The sequence below is a fragment of the Roseateles sp. genome (assembly GCF_031397715.1).
Classification (GTDB): domain Bacteria; phylum Pseudomonadota; class Gammaproteobacteria; order Burkholderiales; family Burkholderiaceae_C; genus Paucibacter_A.
Genome location: NZ_JANNMI010000446.1, coordinates 1 through 14,668, shown reverse-complemented (window position 1 = coordinate 14,668; position 14,668 = coordinate 1). Strand labels below are relative to the sequence as shown.

The window sequence follows — 14,668 nt, the reverse complement described above, 5'->3', positions numbered from 1 at the left end:
CGAGAGCTATGTGCGGCCCAAGGCCCTGCAATACCTCGAAGAGGGCAAGGTGGTGATCTTTGCCGCCGGCACTGGCAACCCCTTTTTCACCACCGACACCGCGGCCGCGCTGCGCGGTGCCGAGATCGGCGCCGAGATCGTCTTGAAGGCGACCAAGGTGGACGGCGTTTATAGTGCCGACCCGAAGAAGGATCCAGCCGCCACGCGTTATTCGCGCATCACCTTTGATGAGGCGATCAGCAAGAATTTGCAGGTTCTGGACGCCACGGCCTTTGCCTTGTGCCGCGACCAAAAACTGCCAATTCGGGTCTTCAGCATCCTCAAGCCGGGTGCCTTGAAGCGGGTGGTGTTGGGTGAAGATGAAGGCACGCTGGTCCACGTTTAAGGGCGGGGCGGCGTTAGTTTCGAAGTGACGGGTGAATCAGGACATCAAGGTCGAGAATCATGAGCATTGCAGACATCAAGCAAAACGCTGAAGCAAAGATGGCCAAGTCCATCGAAGCCCTGAAGGGCGAGTTGCACAAAATCCGTACCGGGCGTGCGCATCCGGGCATTCTGGATCAGGTCAATGTGGACTATTACGGCTCGCCGGTGCCGATCACGCAGGTCGCCAACGTGACCTTGTTGGACTCGCGCACGATCAGTGTGCAGCCCTGGGAGAAAGGCATGGGTGCCAAGATCGAGAAAGCGATTCGCGAGTCCGATCTGGGCCTGAATCCAGCCTCCCAGGGCGACTTGATCCGCGTGCCCATGCCGGCGCTGAACGAAGAGCGTCGCCGCGACCTGACCAAGGTTGTGCGCAATGTCGGTGAAGACGCCAAGATTGCGGTGCGCAATTTGCGTCGCGACGCCAATGAGCAGGCCAAAAAGCTGACCAAAGAAAAATTGATCAGCGAAGACGACGAGCGCCGTAGCCTCGATGACGCACAAAAACTGACCGATCGCACGATTGCCGAGATCGAGCGCCTGATCGCCGGCAAAGAAGCCGAAATCTTGGCCGTTTGAGTGGTGCCGGCTCAGTGACTAATGATTCAAGCGGCATGAACAGGCCGGCGGGGCCGCGCCACATCGCCATCGTGATGGATGGCAACGGCCGCTGGGCCAAAAAGCGGTTTTTGCCGCGTTTCTTCGGCCACAAGGCCGGCGTCGACAGCTTGGTCAAGGTGGTGCAGTCCTGTATCGACCGCGAGGTCCAGTACCTGACCGTGTTCGCCTTTTCCAGCGAGAACTGGAAGCGCCCGAGTGACGAGGTGTCCGGCCTGATGGGGCTGGTGCTGGCCGCGGTATCGCGCTACCTGGCCAAGATGGGCCAGATGGGCGTGCGCATCCGCATCGTCGGTGACCGTGATGCCGTCTCGCCCAAGCTGCGCAATGCCTGGAACGAGGCCGAATCAGCCACCGCTCACAACACCAAGTTGACCATGTCGGTGGCCTTCAATTACGGCGGCCGCTGGGACATCGTGCAGGCCTGCAAGGCCGCCATCAGCGCCGGCGTGCCGGCTGCGGAGTTGACCGAGGCGCGGCTGTCGGAATTCATGGCGATGAGTTATGCGCCCGATCCGGACTTGTTCATCCGCACCGGCGGTGAAGTGCGCATCAGCAACTTCATGCTGTGGCAGGTGGCCTACACCGAGTTTGTGTTTTCCGACTGTCTCTGGCCCGAATTTGGCGAGAAGCAACTGGACGCTGCGATTGCGGCCTTTCGTGACCGTGACCGGCGCTTCGGAGGCGTCAAAGAGGCGCCGGTTTTGGCCGCCGTTTAATCTCCCCATGTTGAAGACTCGAATCATCACCGCGCTGGTCTTGCTGGCCGTCTTGCTGCCCGCCTTGTTCGCGTCGCAACCGCTGCCCTTTGCTTTGCTCACGCTGCTGATGATTGGCGCGGCCGGCTGGGAATGGGCGCGTCTGAACGGCATCAGCGGCGCGCCCGCCGTGAGCTTTGGCTTGGCGGTATCCGCAGCCGCTTGGACCACTTATTTGGCGCTGGGTATGCAGGCTGCGCCGGCCTGGGCCTGGTGGCTGGCGAGCCTGCTCTGGGTCTCGGGCAGCGCCTATGCCTTGCGCGGTGGGCCCAGCCGATGGCCGCTTGCGCCCAAGCTGCTGCGCATGGTGTTGGGCGCCTTGGTCTTGGTTGCGGCTTGGGGCGCGATGGTGCAGGCCAAGGCCACTGGCGTCAACTTTTTGCTGTCCATTTTTTGCCTGGTTTGGATGGCGGACATCTCTGCCTATTTCGGCGGCCGCACTTTTGGCAAGCGTAAGTTGGCGCCGACCATCAGCCCGGGTAAGAGCTGGGAAGGCGTGTGGTCCGGCATGCTGGGCGTGTTGTTGCTGGCTTTTGCCTGGGCTTTTTACATCGATACCCATCTGACGGTGGACTCACCCAGCCTGTATCAATTGCTGCTTAAGGGTCAGTCCTTGGCTCTTGGTCTGCTGGCGCTGATGTTGCTGAGCGCCATGAGTGTGGTCGGCGATTTGTTTGAATCTTTGCTGAAGCGGGCGGTCGGTGCCAAAGACAGCAGCCAGTTGCTGCCGGGCCACGGCGGTGTCTTGGACCGCATTGACGCGCTGCTGCCGGTGTTTCCGGCCGCCCTGGCCATGAGTTCTTTGAGTGTGTTGGCATGAACAATGACCTCCGTCTTCAGCGCATCACGGTGCTGGGTTCAACCGGCTCCATCGGCGTCAATACGCTGGACGTGTTGGCCCGCCATCCCGAGCGTTACGAGGTTTTTGCGCTCAGCGCGATGAGTCGCGTCGACGCCTTGTTTGCGCAATGCCTGCAGTGGCGGCCGCGTTTTGCGGTCATGCCCGACCACGCCCTGGCGCAAGAGCTGCGCCTCAAACTGCGCGAGCAGGGCAGCAAGACCGAGGTGCTGGACGGTGCCGAGAGCCTGGCAGACATCGCCGCGCATCCCGATGTGGACATGGTCATGGCGGCAATCGTCGGCGCGGCCGGTCTGGCGCCTTGCTTGGCCGCTGCGCGTGCGGGCAAGCGCCTGCTGCTGGCCAATAAGGAGGCGATCGTCGTCGGCGGCGCACTCTTTATGCAGGCGGTCGAACAGGGCGGCGCCACGCTGCTGCCCATCGACAGCGAGCATTCGGCGATCTTTCAATGCCTGCCCGAGGACCGCAAGACCTGGGCCCAGCGCATTGACCATATTGTGTTGACGGCGTCCGGCGGACCGTTTCGCCAGCGCGATCCGGCCACCTTGGCCGAAGTCACGCCCGAGCAGGCCTGCGCGCACCCGAATTGGGTGATGGGGCGCAAGATTTCGGTCGATTCGGCCACCATGATGAACAAGGCGCTGGAGGTGATCGAGGCGCGCTGGTTGTTTGGCCTGGCGCCTGAGCAGATCAAGGTCATCATCCATCCGCAAAGCATCATCCATTCGATGGTGGTGTGCCGTGACAAATCGGTGCTGGCCCAGCTCGGCACGCCCGATATGCGGGGGCCTATCGCTTACGGCCTGTCTTTCCCTGAGCGCATCGAGGCCGGGGCAAGCCGGTTGGATTTGCTGACCGGACCCGCGCTGAGTTTTGAGGACGCCGACGAGCGGCGCTTCCCCGGCCTCTATCTGTCTTGGCAAGCCTTGCGTGGCCCCGAGGGAGCGACAGCGGTCTTGAATGCCGCCAATGAAGAGGCGGTGGAGGCTTTTCTCAATCGGCGCCTGCGCTTTGATCAGATCCATCAAGTCAATTGCGCCAGCCTTGAGGCGGTGGTGCCCGAGGCCGGCGAATGCGCCGATGTGGCCTGCCTGTTGGGGCTGGACGCACGCGCCCGCCGCCATGCACAGGGCTTGATCGCGGAGCTGGCGGCATGAGTACCTTGCTGGCTTTTTTGCTGACACTGGGGGTGTTGGTGGTCGTGCATGAATATGGGCATTACCGTGTGGCGCGTGCCTGCGGTGTCAAGGTGCTGCGTTTTTCGGTCGGTTTCGGCAAGGTCATCTGGCGCCGCCAGAGTAGCCCGGATGCGACCGAATTCACACTCTGTGCCCTGCCTTTGGGCGGTTATGTGCGCATGCTGGATGAACGCGACGGGCCGGTCGATCCAGCGCTGCGCTCGCAGGCCTTCAACAACCGGCCACTGCGCCAGCGGGTGGCGGTGGTGGCCGCCGGGCCGTTGGCCAATTTGCTGTTGGCGATTGTCTTGTTTGCGTCCGCAGCCTGGTTGGGCTCCAGCGAGCCTAAGGCGGTTTTGGGCACGCCCGCAAGCGACTCGGTGGCGGCAAAAGCGGGCCTGCAGGCCGGTGACTGGGTACGCGCGATTTCTGCGGACGGCCAGCAGTGGCGCGACCTAGCCTCCTACTCCGAGCTGATGTCGACGTTGTTTGAGGCCACGTCGGCCGGTGCGCCTGTGCATCTGGACGTTTCCAATCCAGGCGGGCATGGGCGGCGCAGCGTGGTGCTCGACACCAGCCGCTTGGGTGCGGCCACCCTTGATGCGGCGAGCTTGCGCCGGCTGGGCCTGACGCCGATGAGCGAGCCAGTTATGGGCAAGGTCTCGGCGGGTGGTGCGGCCGAGCAGGCTGGCTTGCGTGAGGGTGACCGAGTGCTCGTCGTCGACTCGTTGCCGGTGGCTGATGCTGCGGCCTTGCGCGACCAAATTCGTCGCTCGGTTCAAGCCGACGGGGCGCATCAATCGCTTTGGTTGATTGAGCGTGGCGGCCAGCGTCTGGAGCTGGCGGTGCGCCCGCGGGTGGTCAAAGAGGGTGAACAAACCATCGGCCGGATCGAGGCGATGGTCGGCGCGGCGCCTGAGATGGTGACGGTGAGTCGCGGCTTCTTCGAGGGCTTGGCACTGGGTGCGCAACGCACTTGGAGCGTCTCCTGGATGACCTTGAAGGTGTTCGGCCGCATGCTGATCGGCGAGGCATCGCTGAAGAATTTAAGCGGGCCTTTGACAATTGCAGACTATGCGGGGCAGTCGGCCCGGTCTGGCTTGCCGCAGTATCTTGGCTTCTTGGCGCTGGTCAGCGTCAGCCTTGGTGTTTTGAACTTGCTGCCGCTGCCAATGCTGGATGGTGGGCACCTGATGTATTATCTTTTCGAGGGTTTAAGCGGCCGCCCGGTCTCGGAGTGGTGGCAAACTCAGCTGCAGCGCGCAGGGGCGTTGATCCTGATGCTGATGATGGCCCTAGCCCTTTCTAACGACGTGGTCCGCTTGACGGGCCTGCATTGACTCTATCTGCATGTCCTCATCTCTAAGAACGGGTGCTCGTATGCGCCCCTCAGTCCTGACCTTGGCCCTGGTGGCCACACTGCAGTCAGGCGTCGCCTGGGCAGTGGATCCTTTTGTTCTCAAGGACATCCGTGTTGAAGGCCTGAAACGGACCGACCCCGGCACCGTTTTTGCGTCTCTGCCGTTCCGCATCGGCGACAGCTACAGCGATGACAAGGGCGCGGCCGCATTGCGCGCCCTGTTCGCTACCGGCCTGTTCAAGGACGTGCGCATCAATATTGATGGCGATTCGGTGGTGGTGATGATCGAAGAGCGGCCCATCATTGCCAATGTCAGCTTTGCGGGCTTGAAGGAGTTCGATACCGAAGCCTTGACCAAGTCGCTGAAGGAAGTCGGCATCGGCGAAGGCAAGCCCTTTGACAAGGCTTTGGCGGATCGCGCCGAGCAAGAATTGAAGCGCCAATACCTGACGCGCAGCTTGTACGGTGCCGAGGTGACCACCACCATCACGCCGCTGGAACGCAACCGCGTCAACGTCAGCTTTACCGTGGCGGAGGGCGAGCCGGCGAAGATCGGCGTGGTGCGCATCCAAGGTAGCTCGGTGTTCTCGGAGAGTACCTTGGTGGGCCTGCTGGAGCAGACCAGTAGCGGCTGGCTGACTTGGTACACCAAGACCGACCGCTACTCGCGCGCCAAGCTGAATGCCGATCTGGAGACGCTGCGCTCCTACTACCTGAACCGTGGTTACCTCGAATTTGCAGTGACCTCGACCCAGGTGACGATCTCGCCCGACAAGCAAAGCATCGATATCGCCATCACCGTCAGCGAAGGCCAGCAGTACACGGTAACGGCTGTCAAGTTGGAAGGTGAATTTCTCGGCCGCGAAGAGGACTTCAAACGCCTGATCTTCTTCAAGCCCGGCCAGCCCTACCAAGGCGAGGCCGTGGCGCAGACGACGCGGGCGTTCCAGGACCTGTACGGCACCTTCGGTTACGCCTTCGCGCGGGTGGATTCGCGCCCCGAAATTGACCGCGCGACCGGTCAGGTCGTGGTGACGTTGGTGGCGGAGCCGCAGCGCCGTGTCTATGTGCGCAATGTCATCATTGCCGGCAACACACGCACCCGCGACGAGGTGATTCGGCGCGAGTTCCGGCAGTTCGAGTCGGCTTGGTACGACGGCCAGAAGATCAAGGCCTCGCGCGACCGGGTCGAGCGTCTGGGTTATTTCAAGGAGGTCACGGTTGACACCTCGGAAGTGCCCGGCGCGCAAGATCAGGTCGATGTTTTGCTGACCGTGGTCGAACGACCGACCGGCAATATCCAGGTTGGCGCCGGCTACTCCAGTCAACAAAAGCTGTCCTTCACCGGCGCCATCAGACAAGACAATGTGTTTGGGTCCGGCCATTACCTCGGCATCGAAGTGGCGACGGCATCCACCGGGCGCAACTTGGTGGTCAGCACGGTCAACCCTTACTTCACCGTGGACGGTGTCTCGCGCGCGCTGGATGTTTTCTACCGCACGCAGAAGCCCTACAACTCACTCGGTGAGCCTTATGAGTTGGTGACGACGGGTACATCAATTCGCTTCGGTGTGCCGTTCTCGGAGTTGGACACGGTCTTCTTTGGCGCGGGTGTAGAGAACACGCGGATGACGACCGACTCCGGTTTGCCCAATAGCTATTTGCTGTACGGGCGCCAGTTTGGATCAGACAGCACCGCGTTTCCTCTCACCGTCGGCTGGCAGCGCGATAACCGTGACAGCATCATTTCGCCAACGGTTGGAAAGTATGCGCGAGTCAACCTCGAGTTGAGTCCCGCAGGCGACGCTCAATACTTTCGCGCGAATATCCAGTATCAACAGTACATACCGTTCACCAACAAAATCACCCTGGGCTTGAATAGTGAGCTGGGTTGGGGGCAAGGGCTGGGTAGCAATCCCTTCCCAATCTTCAAGAACTTCTATGCCGGTGGCCTGGGTTCGGTGCGGGTGTTTGAGGCCGGCTCACTCGGCCCGGTTGACGTGACCGGTACACGTACCGGCGGTAATCGCCGCGCCAATGTCAACGCCGAACTGTATTTGCCCGTTCCAGGTACGGGCAATGACAAAACCTTCCGGCTCTACACCTTTGTGGATGCCGGCAATGTGTGGGGTTCGTTCGAACAACTGAAGTTTGATTCCATCCGCTCTTCGGCCGGCATAGGGCTGAGTTGGGTCTCGCCGATGGGGCCTTTGCGCTTGAGCTACGGCAAGGCCCTGAGCAAGCAACGCACGGATAGAATTGAGCCATTCCAATTCCAGATCGGGAACGCATTCTGATGAAGAGCAAACTGTTGAAGTCGGTGGCCTTGGCCGCCATGATGTCTGTGTCTGCCCTTGGCGTGGCGCAGGAAATTAAGATTGGCTATGTCAACAGCGAGCGCGTTCTGCGTGAGGCCAATCTGGCCAAGACGGCACAGCTCAAGCTGGAAGCAGAATTCGGCAAGCGCGAGAAGGACCTGAAGGATCAGGAGTCCAAGCTGCGCGGCGCCGCCGAAAAGCTTGAAAAGGATGCGCCAACGCTGGCAGAAACCGAACGCAATCGCCGCCAACGCGACTTGGTGGAAGCGGACCGTGACATGCAGCGCAAGCGCCGCGAGTGGCAAGAGGACCTGACTCAGCGTAGGAACGAAGAGCTGGGTGCGGTGGTCGAGCGTGCTAATCGCGTCATCAAGCAGATCTTTGAGGCCGAAAAATACGACCTGATCTTGCAGGACGCCTTGAATGTCAGCGCCCGTGTGGACATCACCAAGAAAGTGATCGACACGCTGAACGCCCAGAAATAGCGGATGGCCTCAGCTGTCACGCTGGCCGATGTGATCGCCGCCTTGGGCGGCGTTCTTCATGGCGAGAGCGCAACCCGCATCGAGCGTATCGCCCCTCTCGAATCCGCCGACGCGGCCAGCCTGAGCTTCTTGGCTAACCCGCGCTATCAAGCGCAACTGGCCACGACAGCGGCGGCCTGCGTGATCGTGGCGCCGGCCCTGGCCGAGGCGGCGGCGGCGCGCGGCGCGGCCATCGAGACGCCCGATCCCTATCTGTATTTTGCCCGGTTGACGCAGTGGTGGGCGGCGCGTGTGCGGGCCCGCCCGGTGCCCCGTATCCATCCGAGCGCGGTGATTGATGCCAGCGCGGTGGTGGCGGCCGATGCGGATGTGGGTGCGCTGGTCGTGATTGATGCCGGCGCGCAGGTCGGTGCCGGCGCGGTCATCGGCGCGCATTGCGTGATCGAGCGCGGCGCGGTGATAGGCGCGGGCACGCGCTTGGCGGCGCATGTGACGGTCGGTTTCGATTGCCGCATCGGGGCGCGCTGCACCCTGCATGCGGGCGTGGTGATCGGCGCCGATGGTTTCGGCTTTGCGCCGCATGCGGGGCGCTGGGAGAAGATCGCCCAGCTCGGCGCAGTGCGCATCGGCGACGATGTGGAGATCGGGGCTAACACTTGTATTGACCGGGGTGCGCTGGATGACACCGTGCTGGGCGACGGCGTCAAGCTCGACAATCTGGTGCAGATCGCGCATAACGTGCGCATCGGCGCGCATACGGCGATCGCCGGTTGCACGGCGATTGCCGGCAGCACCACAATCGGCGCGCACTGCACGATTGCGGGCGCCGCCAATATCGTCGGCCACCTGACGATTGCGGACCATGTCCATGTGTCGGCCGCGACGCTGATCAGCCGCAGCATCCAAAAGCCTGGCCTGTACAGCGGCGCGTTCCCGTTCGACGACAATGCCAGCTGGGAAAAGAACGCAGCCACACTGCGCAATTTGTATTCATTGCGGCAGCGCGTACTTGCGCTAGAGAAGAAGAATTCATCATGATGGACATCCACGAAATTCTCAAAAGATTGCCCCACCGTTACCCGCTGCTGCTGGTGGACCGAGTGCTTGAGATCGAAAAAGGCAAGCGCATCCTGGCGCTCAAGAACGTCAGCATCAACGAGCCGTATTTCGTCGGCCATTTCCCGCATCGCCCGGTCATGCCCGGCGTGCTGATGTTGGAGGCGATGGCGCAAGCCGCGACGCTGCTGGCCCTGGCCAGCACCGATATCGTGCTGGACGACACCACGGTGGTCTACTTTGCCGGCATCGATAACGCCAGATTCAAGCGGCCTGTTGAGCCCGGTGACCAGATCCTGCTCGACGTAACGCTGGACCGCGCCAAGGCCGGCATCTTCAAGTTCTCGGGCAAGGTGATGGTCGGCGAGCAGTTGGCTGCCGAGGCGCAGCTGATCTGCACAATGCGCAAGATCGCTGACTGAGTACTTGGCATGAACCTGATTCATCCGACCGCCCTGATTGATGCTGCCGCTGAATTGGACAGTTCGGTCAAGGTCGGTGCCTACACGGTCATCGGCTCGCATGTGCGCATTGCCGCCGGCACGGTGATCGGCCCGCATTGCGTGATCGAGGGCCGCACGACGATAGGCCAGCACAACCGCATCGCCCAGTTCAACTCGATCGGCGGCGCACCGCAGGACATGAAGTACGCGGGTGAGCCGACCGAGTTGGTGATCGGCGATCGCAACGCCGTGCATGAGTTTTGCACCTTCAATTTGGGCACCGTGCAGGACGAAGGTGTCACTCGCATCGGCAGCGACAACTGGATCATGGCCTATGTGCATATCGCCCATGATGTGCGCCTGGGCAACCGCACGGTGCTGGCCAATAACGCCACGCTTGCAGGCCATGTGCAGGTCGGTGATTGGGCGGTGGTAGGCGGCCTGACGGGGGTGCATCAGTTCGTCAAGATCGGCGCCCACGCGATGGTCGGCTTTCAGGCCCATGTGGCCCAGGACGTGCCGCCTTTCATCACCGTGGACGGCAACCCCTTGACGGCGCGTGCGGTCAATGTAGTGGGCCTGCGGCGGCGCGACTTTTCGGCCGAGCGGATTGCCGTCATCAAGCAGATGCACAAGTTGCTGTATCGCTCGTCGATGACGCTGGAGCAGGCGGTGGCCGCGATCGGGGACTTGAGAGCGCAGCAGGATGATGTTGCTGATATCGATCTGATGTTGAGCTTTCTTGCTGCCGCCACGCGCGGTATCGTGCGCTAACAACGCCCGCCATGAATGTCTGCGCGCCTCGCTTCGGCATGGTGGCCGGGGAGGCCTCCGGTGACTTGTTGGCCGGTTTGCTGCTCGCTGGCATGCGCGAGCGCTGGCCCGATTTGTCCGCCCAAGGCATAGGCGGGCCGCGCATGGTGGCACAGGGATTCGAGCCCTGGTGGCCGCTCGACAAGCTGTCGGTGTTTGGCTATGTGGACGCGCTATGGAATCTGCGCGAGTTACTGAGCATCCGCAAGCAACTGGGTGACCGCTTGCTGCAGACCAAGCCGACCGCCTTCATCGGCATTGACGCGCCCGATTTCAATTTCGGCCTGGAGCAGCGCCTGCGCGAGTCCGGCATCAAGACCGTGCACTTTGTCTGCCCGTCGATCTGGGCCTGGCGGGCCGAGCGGGTCGCGAAAATCAAGCGCTCGGCCGACCATGTGCTGTGCCTGTTCCCGTTCGAGCCCGCCTTGCTACAACAGCATGGCATCAAGGCCACCTATGTCGGCCACCCGCTGGCCGACGCGATCCCGCTGACCCCACCCAAGGCCGCAGCGAGGGCGGCTCTGGATCTGTCCGAGGCGGACGGGGTGGTGGCCTTGCTGCCGGGCAGCCGGCGCAGCGAGGTCGCCTATATCGCCGCACCGCTGCTGCAGGCTGCCGTGCTGATGCAGCAGGCCAGGCCAGAGCTGCGCTTCGTGATGCCGGTGGCGCCCAAAATGCGTGAGCTGATCGCGCCGCTGGTGGCGGCCGATGCGCCCCAACTCAATTTGAGCCTGCTCGACGGCCGCTCGCACGAGGCCCTGGCAGCCTGCGATACCTGCTTGGTGGCCAGTGGCACGGCGACGCTGGAGGCGGCGTTGTTCAAGCGACCGATGGTGATTGCCTACCGCATGCATACGCTGAATTGGTGGCGCATGAAGGGCCGCAACTACCAGCCCTGGATAGGCCTGCCGAATGTGCTGGCGCGAGAGTTCTTGGTGCCCGAGCTGATCCAGGATGCTTGTACGCCAGAGAACCTGGCGCGTGAGGGTTTGGCTTGGTTGGAGGACACGGGCCGTTACGCCAGCGTGCAAGCCCGCTTCCAGGAGCAACATGAAACGCTGCGCTGCAATACCGCGCTGAGGGCCAGCGATGCGATCGCGCAAGTCATTGATGGCGTTTGAGCAGCTCGGCCTGAATTGGAACGGTCAAGGCCTGATGGCCGGCGTCGACGAGGCCGGGCGCGGCCCGCTGGCTGGCCCGGTGGTAGCCGCTGCGGTGATGCTCAATGAGGCCGACCCGGTACTCGGCTTGGCCGATTCCAAGGTCTTGACCGAGAAGAAGCGCGAGCGCTTGTTTGATGAGATCCGCGCCAAGGCCCTGTGCTTTTGCATCGCCGAGGCCAGCGTCGAGGAGATCGATCGATTGAATATTCTGCAGGCGACCATGCTGGCAATGCGCCGTGCCGTTGAAGGCCTGCGGCTGAAGCCGGCCATGGTCTTGGTGGACGGCAACCGCCTGCCCATCCTGAGGATCGCGGCCGAGGCCATCGTCAAGGGCGACGCCAAGGTGGCGGCGATTTCGGCCGCGTCCATCCTGGCCAAGGTCACGCGTGATCGCCAATGCCTCAAGATGGCCGAAACCTATCCCGAGCATGGCTTTGCCAAGCACAAGGGCTACCCGACCGCCGAACATCTGGCCGCTCTGCAGGCGCACGGCGTGACGCCTTGGCACCGCCGCAGCTTTGGGCCGGTGCGTGCGCTGCTGGAAAGCACATGAGTCAAATTCTGCACATCACCTCGCGTGACAACCCCGCTCTGCAGCGGCTGCGTAAGCTCAGCCAAGACGGTGGTGCCTATCGCAAGCTGGGCTCCATCTGGTTGGAGGGCGACCATCTGGTGCGCGCCTGCCTGCTGCGCAAATACCCGGTTAGTTTGGCGGTCTTGACCGAAGCGGCGGCGGCCGACCCTGTGCTGCGTCTGCTGGGCGACGCCGCGCCGCGCCAGCTGATCGTGCCGACGGCCTTGTTCAAAACCATCAGCGGCCTCGAGTCGCCGGCGCAGATCGGCTTTGAAGTACCGCATGACGCTGAACAGGCCCTGACCCCCGGCGTCGACACGTTAGTGTTGGACCGTCTGCAGGACGCCGGCAATGTCGGCACGATTTTGCGCAATGCGGCGGCGATGGGCTTTCACCAGGTGCTGGCTCTCAAGGGCACGGCAGCGCTGTGGAGTCCTAAGGTCTTGCGCGCCGGCATGGGAGCGCATTTTGGCCTGCGCCTGATCGAAGGGCTGGCGCCGGTCGATCTCGACGCTCTGCAGGTGGCGATGGTGGCGACCAGCTCGTATGCGGAACAGCAACTTCATCAACTCGTCTTGCCCAGCCCCTGCGCTTGGGTGATGGGCCATGAGGGGCAGGGCGTGCAGCCGGAGCTGATGCAGCGCTGCGCCTTCACGGTGGGGATTCCCCAGCCCGGCGGCGAGGAGTCGCTGAATGTCGGCAGCGCGGCGGCGATTTGCTTGTACGAATCGGCGCGCCAACGGCTGGTCGGTCAGTAGATCAGCCGGTCCGGCCGCAGGTCACGCAGAATCGTCGTGGCAATTTCCTCGATCGACTTGTGCGTTGACGACAACCAGGCAATGCCGTCTTTTTTCATCATCTTCTCGGCCTCGTTGACCTCGTAACGGCAGTTCATCAGGTCCGCATATTTGGAGCCCGGTCGGCGTTCATTGCGGATCTGGTTCAGGCGTTCCGGGTCTATGGTCAGGCCAAAGCATTTGCGCTTGTAAGGCGCCAGCGAGTCGGGCAAGCGGCCGCGCTCGAAGTCCTCGGGGATCAGCGGATAGTTGGCCGCCTTGATGCCATGCTGCAGCGCCAAATAGAGCGAGGTCGGCGTCTTACCGCTGCGCGACACCCCCACCAGGATCACGTCGGCGATGTCCAGATTCTTCGACGACTGGCCGTCGTCATGGGCAAGTGAGTAGTTGATTGCCTCGATGCGGTCGTGATACTCCTGGCTACGCGCCACGTCCGAGAAGCGCCCGACGCGGTGGTTCGACTTGACCTCGAACTCATCTTCGAGCGGCTCGATAAAGGTGCCGAACATGTCCAGCACCCGGCCCAGACAATGGTCGCGGACGATTTTCAGCACGTCGCGGTCGACCAGGGTGGCGAACACGATAGCGCGCTTGCCCTCGCGCTCGCCGGTCTCGTTGATCTCACGCACGACCGCATAGGCCTTCTCAGCGCTGTCCACGAACGGGCGGCGTACATGGCGCGGCTTGATCGGGAATTGCGCCAAGATGGAGTTGCCGAAGGTTTCAGCGGTGATGCCGGTGCCGTCCGAGACAAAGTACACGGTGCGATTGGGCATGGTGGGGTGGGCTCTAGAGTGTTTGCGAATCATACGGGCATGTAACCCGTAGAATCCCGAGCATCCAGCCGCCAGCAGCCAACAGCGATGCGCAGTCTTCTAATACTCAAGCCCGAGGTAAAACAAGAATCCAGAATTCTTGGGCTGAGTCACTGCGTCGATGTGATGGGAGGTGCCACCTCAATGACCACCCATGGCGCCTTGGCGGGAACCCCGAATTTTCAACCTTACGGAGTTTTCCCATGTCCACACGCTATGAGCCGACCGCCCTGGTCGTCCCCTTTGAGAATCTGAGGATGAGCGACGTCGAGGTCGTTGGCGGTAAGAACGCCAGCCTCGGCGAGATGATCTCGGAGTTGTCCTCCTCGGGCGTGCGCGTCCCCGGCGGCTTTGCCACCACGGCGCATGCCTTCCGCGAGTTCCTCAAGCACGAGGGCCTGGATAAGCGCATCGAGGCGCGGCTGGCGACGCTGAACACCGATGATGTGCGCGCGCTGGCCGAGGCCGGCGCCGAGATCCGCGGCTGGTTGGAGGCGCAGCCCTTTCCAGCCGACCTGGAGGCGCAGATCCGCAGCTCGTTTGCGCAGCTGACGCTTGACCATCCCGATGTCTCCTTCGCGGTGCGCTCCTCGGCCACCGCCGAAGACCTGCCCGACGCGTCCTTCGCCGGCCAGCAGGAAACCTTCCTGAATGTCATCGGCATCGAGGAGGTGCTGCACAAGACGCGCGAAGTGTTCGCCTCGCTGTACAACGACCGCGCCATCAGCTACCGCGTGCACAAGGGCTTTGCCCATGCCGACGTGGCCTTGTCGGCCGGCGTGCAGCGCATGGTGCGCTCCGACCTCGGCTCGGCCGGCGTGGTCTTCACGATCGACACCGAGTCCGGTTTCCAGGATGTCGTCTTCATCACCTCCAGCTATGGCCTGGGTGAGACGGTGGTGCAGGGCGCCGTCAACCCGGACGAGTTTTACGTGCACAAACCGGCGCTGCAAAAAGGCAAGCTGCCGATCATCCGGCGCAACCTCGGATCCAAACTGATTCGGA

Annotated in this window: 16 protein-coding genes; 15 read left to right on the top strand and 1 reads right to left on the bottom strand. The window is 62.4% G+C overall.

The genetic code is table 11. The annotated features are described in order from the left end of the window. The 14 genes from RMO57_RS19595 to RMO57_RS19530 form a co-directional block, all read left to right on the top strand. Window positions 1-385: uridine monophosphate kinase (locus RMO57_RS19595; protein ID WP_414896461.1), on the top strand; the 385-nt coding region annotated here is incomplete at its 5' end. Window positions 386-444: 59 nt separating this feature from the next. Beyond that, a complete protein-coding gene (gene frr, locus RMO57_RS19590) occupies window positions 445-1,005 on the top strand; it encodes a ribosome recycling factor (protein ID WP_310389524.1) in 561 nt (186 codons plus the stop codon). Between the two features lie 35 nt (window positions 1,006-1,040). Next, entirely contained in the window at window positions 1,041-1,763 is a 723-nt protein-coding gene (gene uppS, locus RMO57_RS19585; protein ID WP_310389522.1) for a polyprenyl diphosphate synthase, read from the top strand. A gap of 7 nt (window positions 1,764-1,770) precedes the next feature. Then, the gene (locus RMO57_RS19580; RefSeq protein ID WP_310389520.1) at window positions 1,771-2,622 is read left to right on the top strand and encodes a phosphatidate cytidylyltransferase; all 852 of its coding nucleotides are present in this window, start codon (window positions 1,771-1,773) and stop codon (window positions 2,620-2,622) included. Continuing rightward, window positions 2,619-3,818: a 1-deoxy-D-xylulose-5-phosphate reductoisomerase gene (gene ispC / locus RMO57_RS19575; protein ID WP_310389518.1), complete on the top strand. Its 1,200-nt coding sequence runs from the start codon at window positions 2,619-2,621 to the stop codon at window positions 3,816-3,818. Before RMO57_RS19580 ends, ispC begins: the two co-directional genes overlap by 4 nt. Then, window positions 3,815-5,179: an RIP metalloprotease RseP gene (gene rseP, locus RMO57_RS19570; protein WP_310389517.1), complete on the top strand. Its 1,365-nt coding sequence runs from the start codon at window positions 3,815-3,817 to the stop codon at window positions 5,177-5,179. Before ispC ends, rseP begins: the two co-directional genes overlap by 4 nt. A gap of 40 nt (window positions 5,180-5,219) precedes the next feature. Further along, a complete protein-coding gene (gene bamA / locus RMO57_RS19565) occupies window positions 5,220-7,496 on the top strand; it encodes an outer membrane protein assembly factor BamA (protein WP_310389515.1) in 2,277 nt (758 codons plus the stop codon). After that, window positions 7,496-8,002, top strand: coding sequence for an OmpH family outer membrane protein (locus tag RMO57_RS19560; protein ID WP_310389513.1), 507 nt, complete (start codon window positions 7,496-7,498; stop codon window positions 8,000-8,002). The genes bamA and RMO57_RS19560 overlap by 1 nt, the downstream gene beginning before the upstream one ends. 3 nt (window positions 8,003-8,005) lie before the next feature. Further along, window positions 8,006-9,040 (top strand): UDP-3-O-(3-hydroxymyristoyl)glucosamine N-acyltransferase, encoded by a 1,035-nt coding sequence (gene lpxD / locus RMO57_RS19555; protein ID WP_310389512.1) that lies wholly within the window; start codon window positions 8,006-8,008, stop codon window positions 9,038-9,040. Next, window positions 9,037-9,480 carry a 3-hydroxyacyl-ACP dehydratase FabZ gene (fabZ, locus tag RMO57_RS19550; RefSeq protein ID WP_310389510.1) on the top strand — a complete coding sequence of 148 codons (444 nt, stop codon included), beginning with the start codon at window positions 9,037-9,039 and terminating at the stop codon, window positions 9,478-9,480. Before lpxD ends, fabZ begins: the two co-directional genes overlap by 4 nt. Window positions 9,481-9,489: 9 nt before the next feature. After that, window positions 9,490-10,275 (top strand): acyl-ACP--UDP-N-acetylglucosamine O-acyltransferase, encoded by a 786-nt coding sequence (gene lpxA / locus RMO57_RS19545; protein ID WP_310389508.1) that lies wholly within the window; start codon window positions 9,490-9,492, stop codon window positions 10,273-10,275. Between the two features lie 11 nt (window positions 10,276-10,286). Further along, window positions 10,287-11,435: a lipid-A-disaccharide synthase gene (gene lpxB / locus RMO57_RS19540; RefSeq protein WP_310389506.1), complete on the top strand. Its 1,149-nt coding sequence runs from the start codon at window positions 10,287-10,289 to the stop codon at window positions 11,433-11,435. Beyond that, complete coding sequence (gene rnhB, locus RMO57_RS19535) at window positions 11,404-12,030, top strand: ribonuclease HII (protein ID WP_310389503.1); 627 nt, start codon at window positions 11,404-11,406, stop codon at window positions 12,028-12,030. Before lpxB ends, rnhB begins: the two co-directional genes overlap by 32 nt. After that, on the top strand, window positions 12,027-12,809 hold the full coding sequence (locus tag RMO57_RS19530) for an RNA methyltransferase (RefSeq protein WP_310389502.1): 783 nt from the start codon (window positions 12,027-12,029) through the stop codon (window positions 12,807-12,809). The genes rnhB and RMO57_RS19530 overlap by 4 nt, the downstream gene beginning before the upstream one ends. Here RMO57_RS19530 and RMO57_RS19525 read toward each other — a convergent pair. Further along, window positions 12,803-13,624 (bottom strand): pyruvate, water dikinase regulatory protein, encoded by an 822-nt coding sequence (locus RMO57_RS19525; RefSeq protein ID WP_310389499.1) that lies wholly within the window; start codon window positions 13,622-13,624, stop codon window positions 12,803-12,805. The genes RMO57_RS19530 and RMO57_RS19525 overlap by 7 nt on opposite strands. A 242-nt stretch (window positions 13,625-13,866) precedes the next feature. Here RMO57_RS19525 and RMO57_RS19520 point away from each other — a divergent pair. Beyond that, window positions 13,867-14,668, top strand: an 802-nt coding sequence (locus RMO57_RS19520) for a PEP/pyruvate-binding domain-containing protein (RefSeq protein WP_310389497.1), incomplete at its 3' end; no start/stop codon positions are given.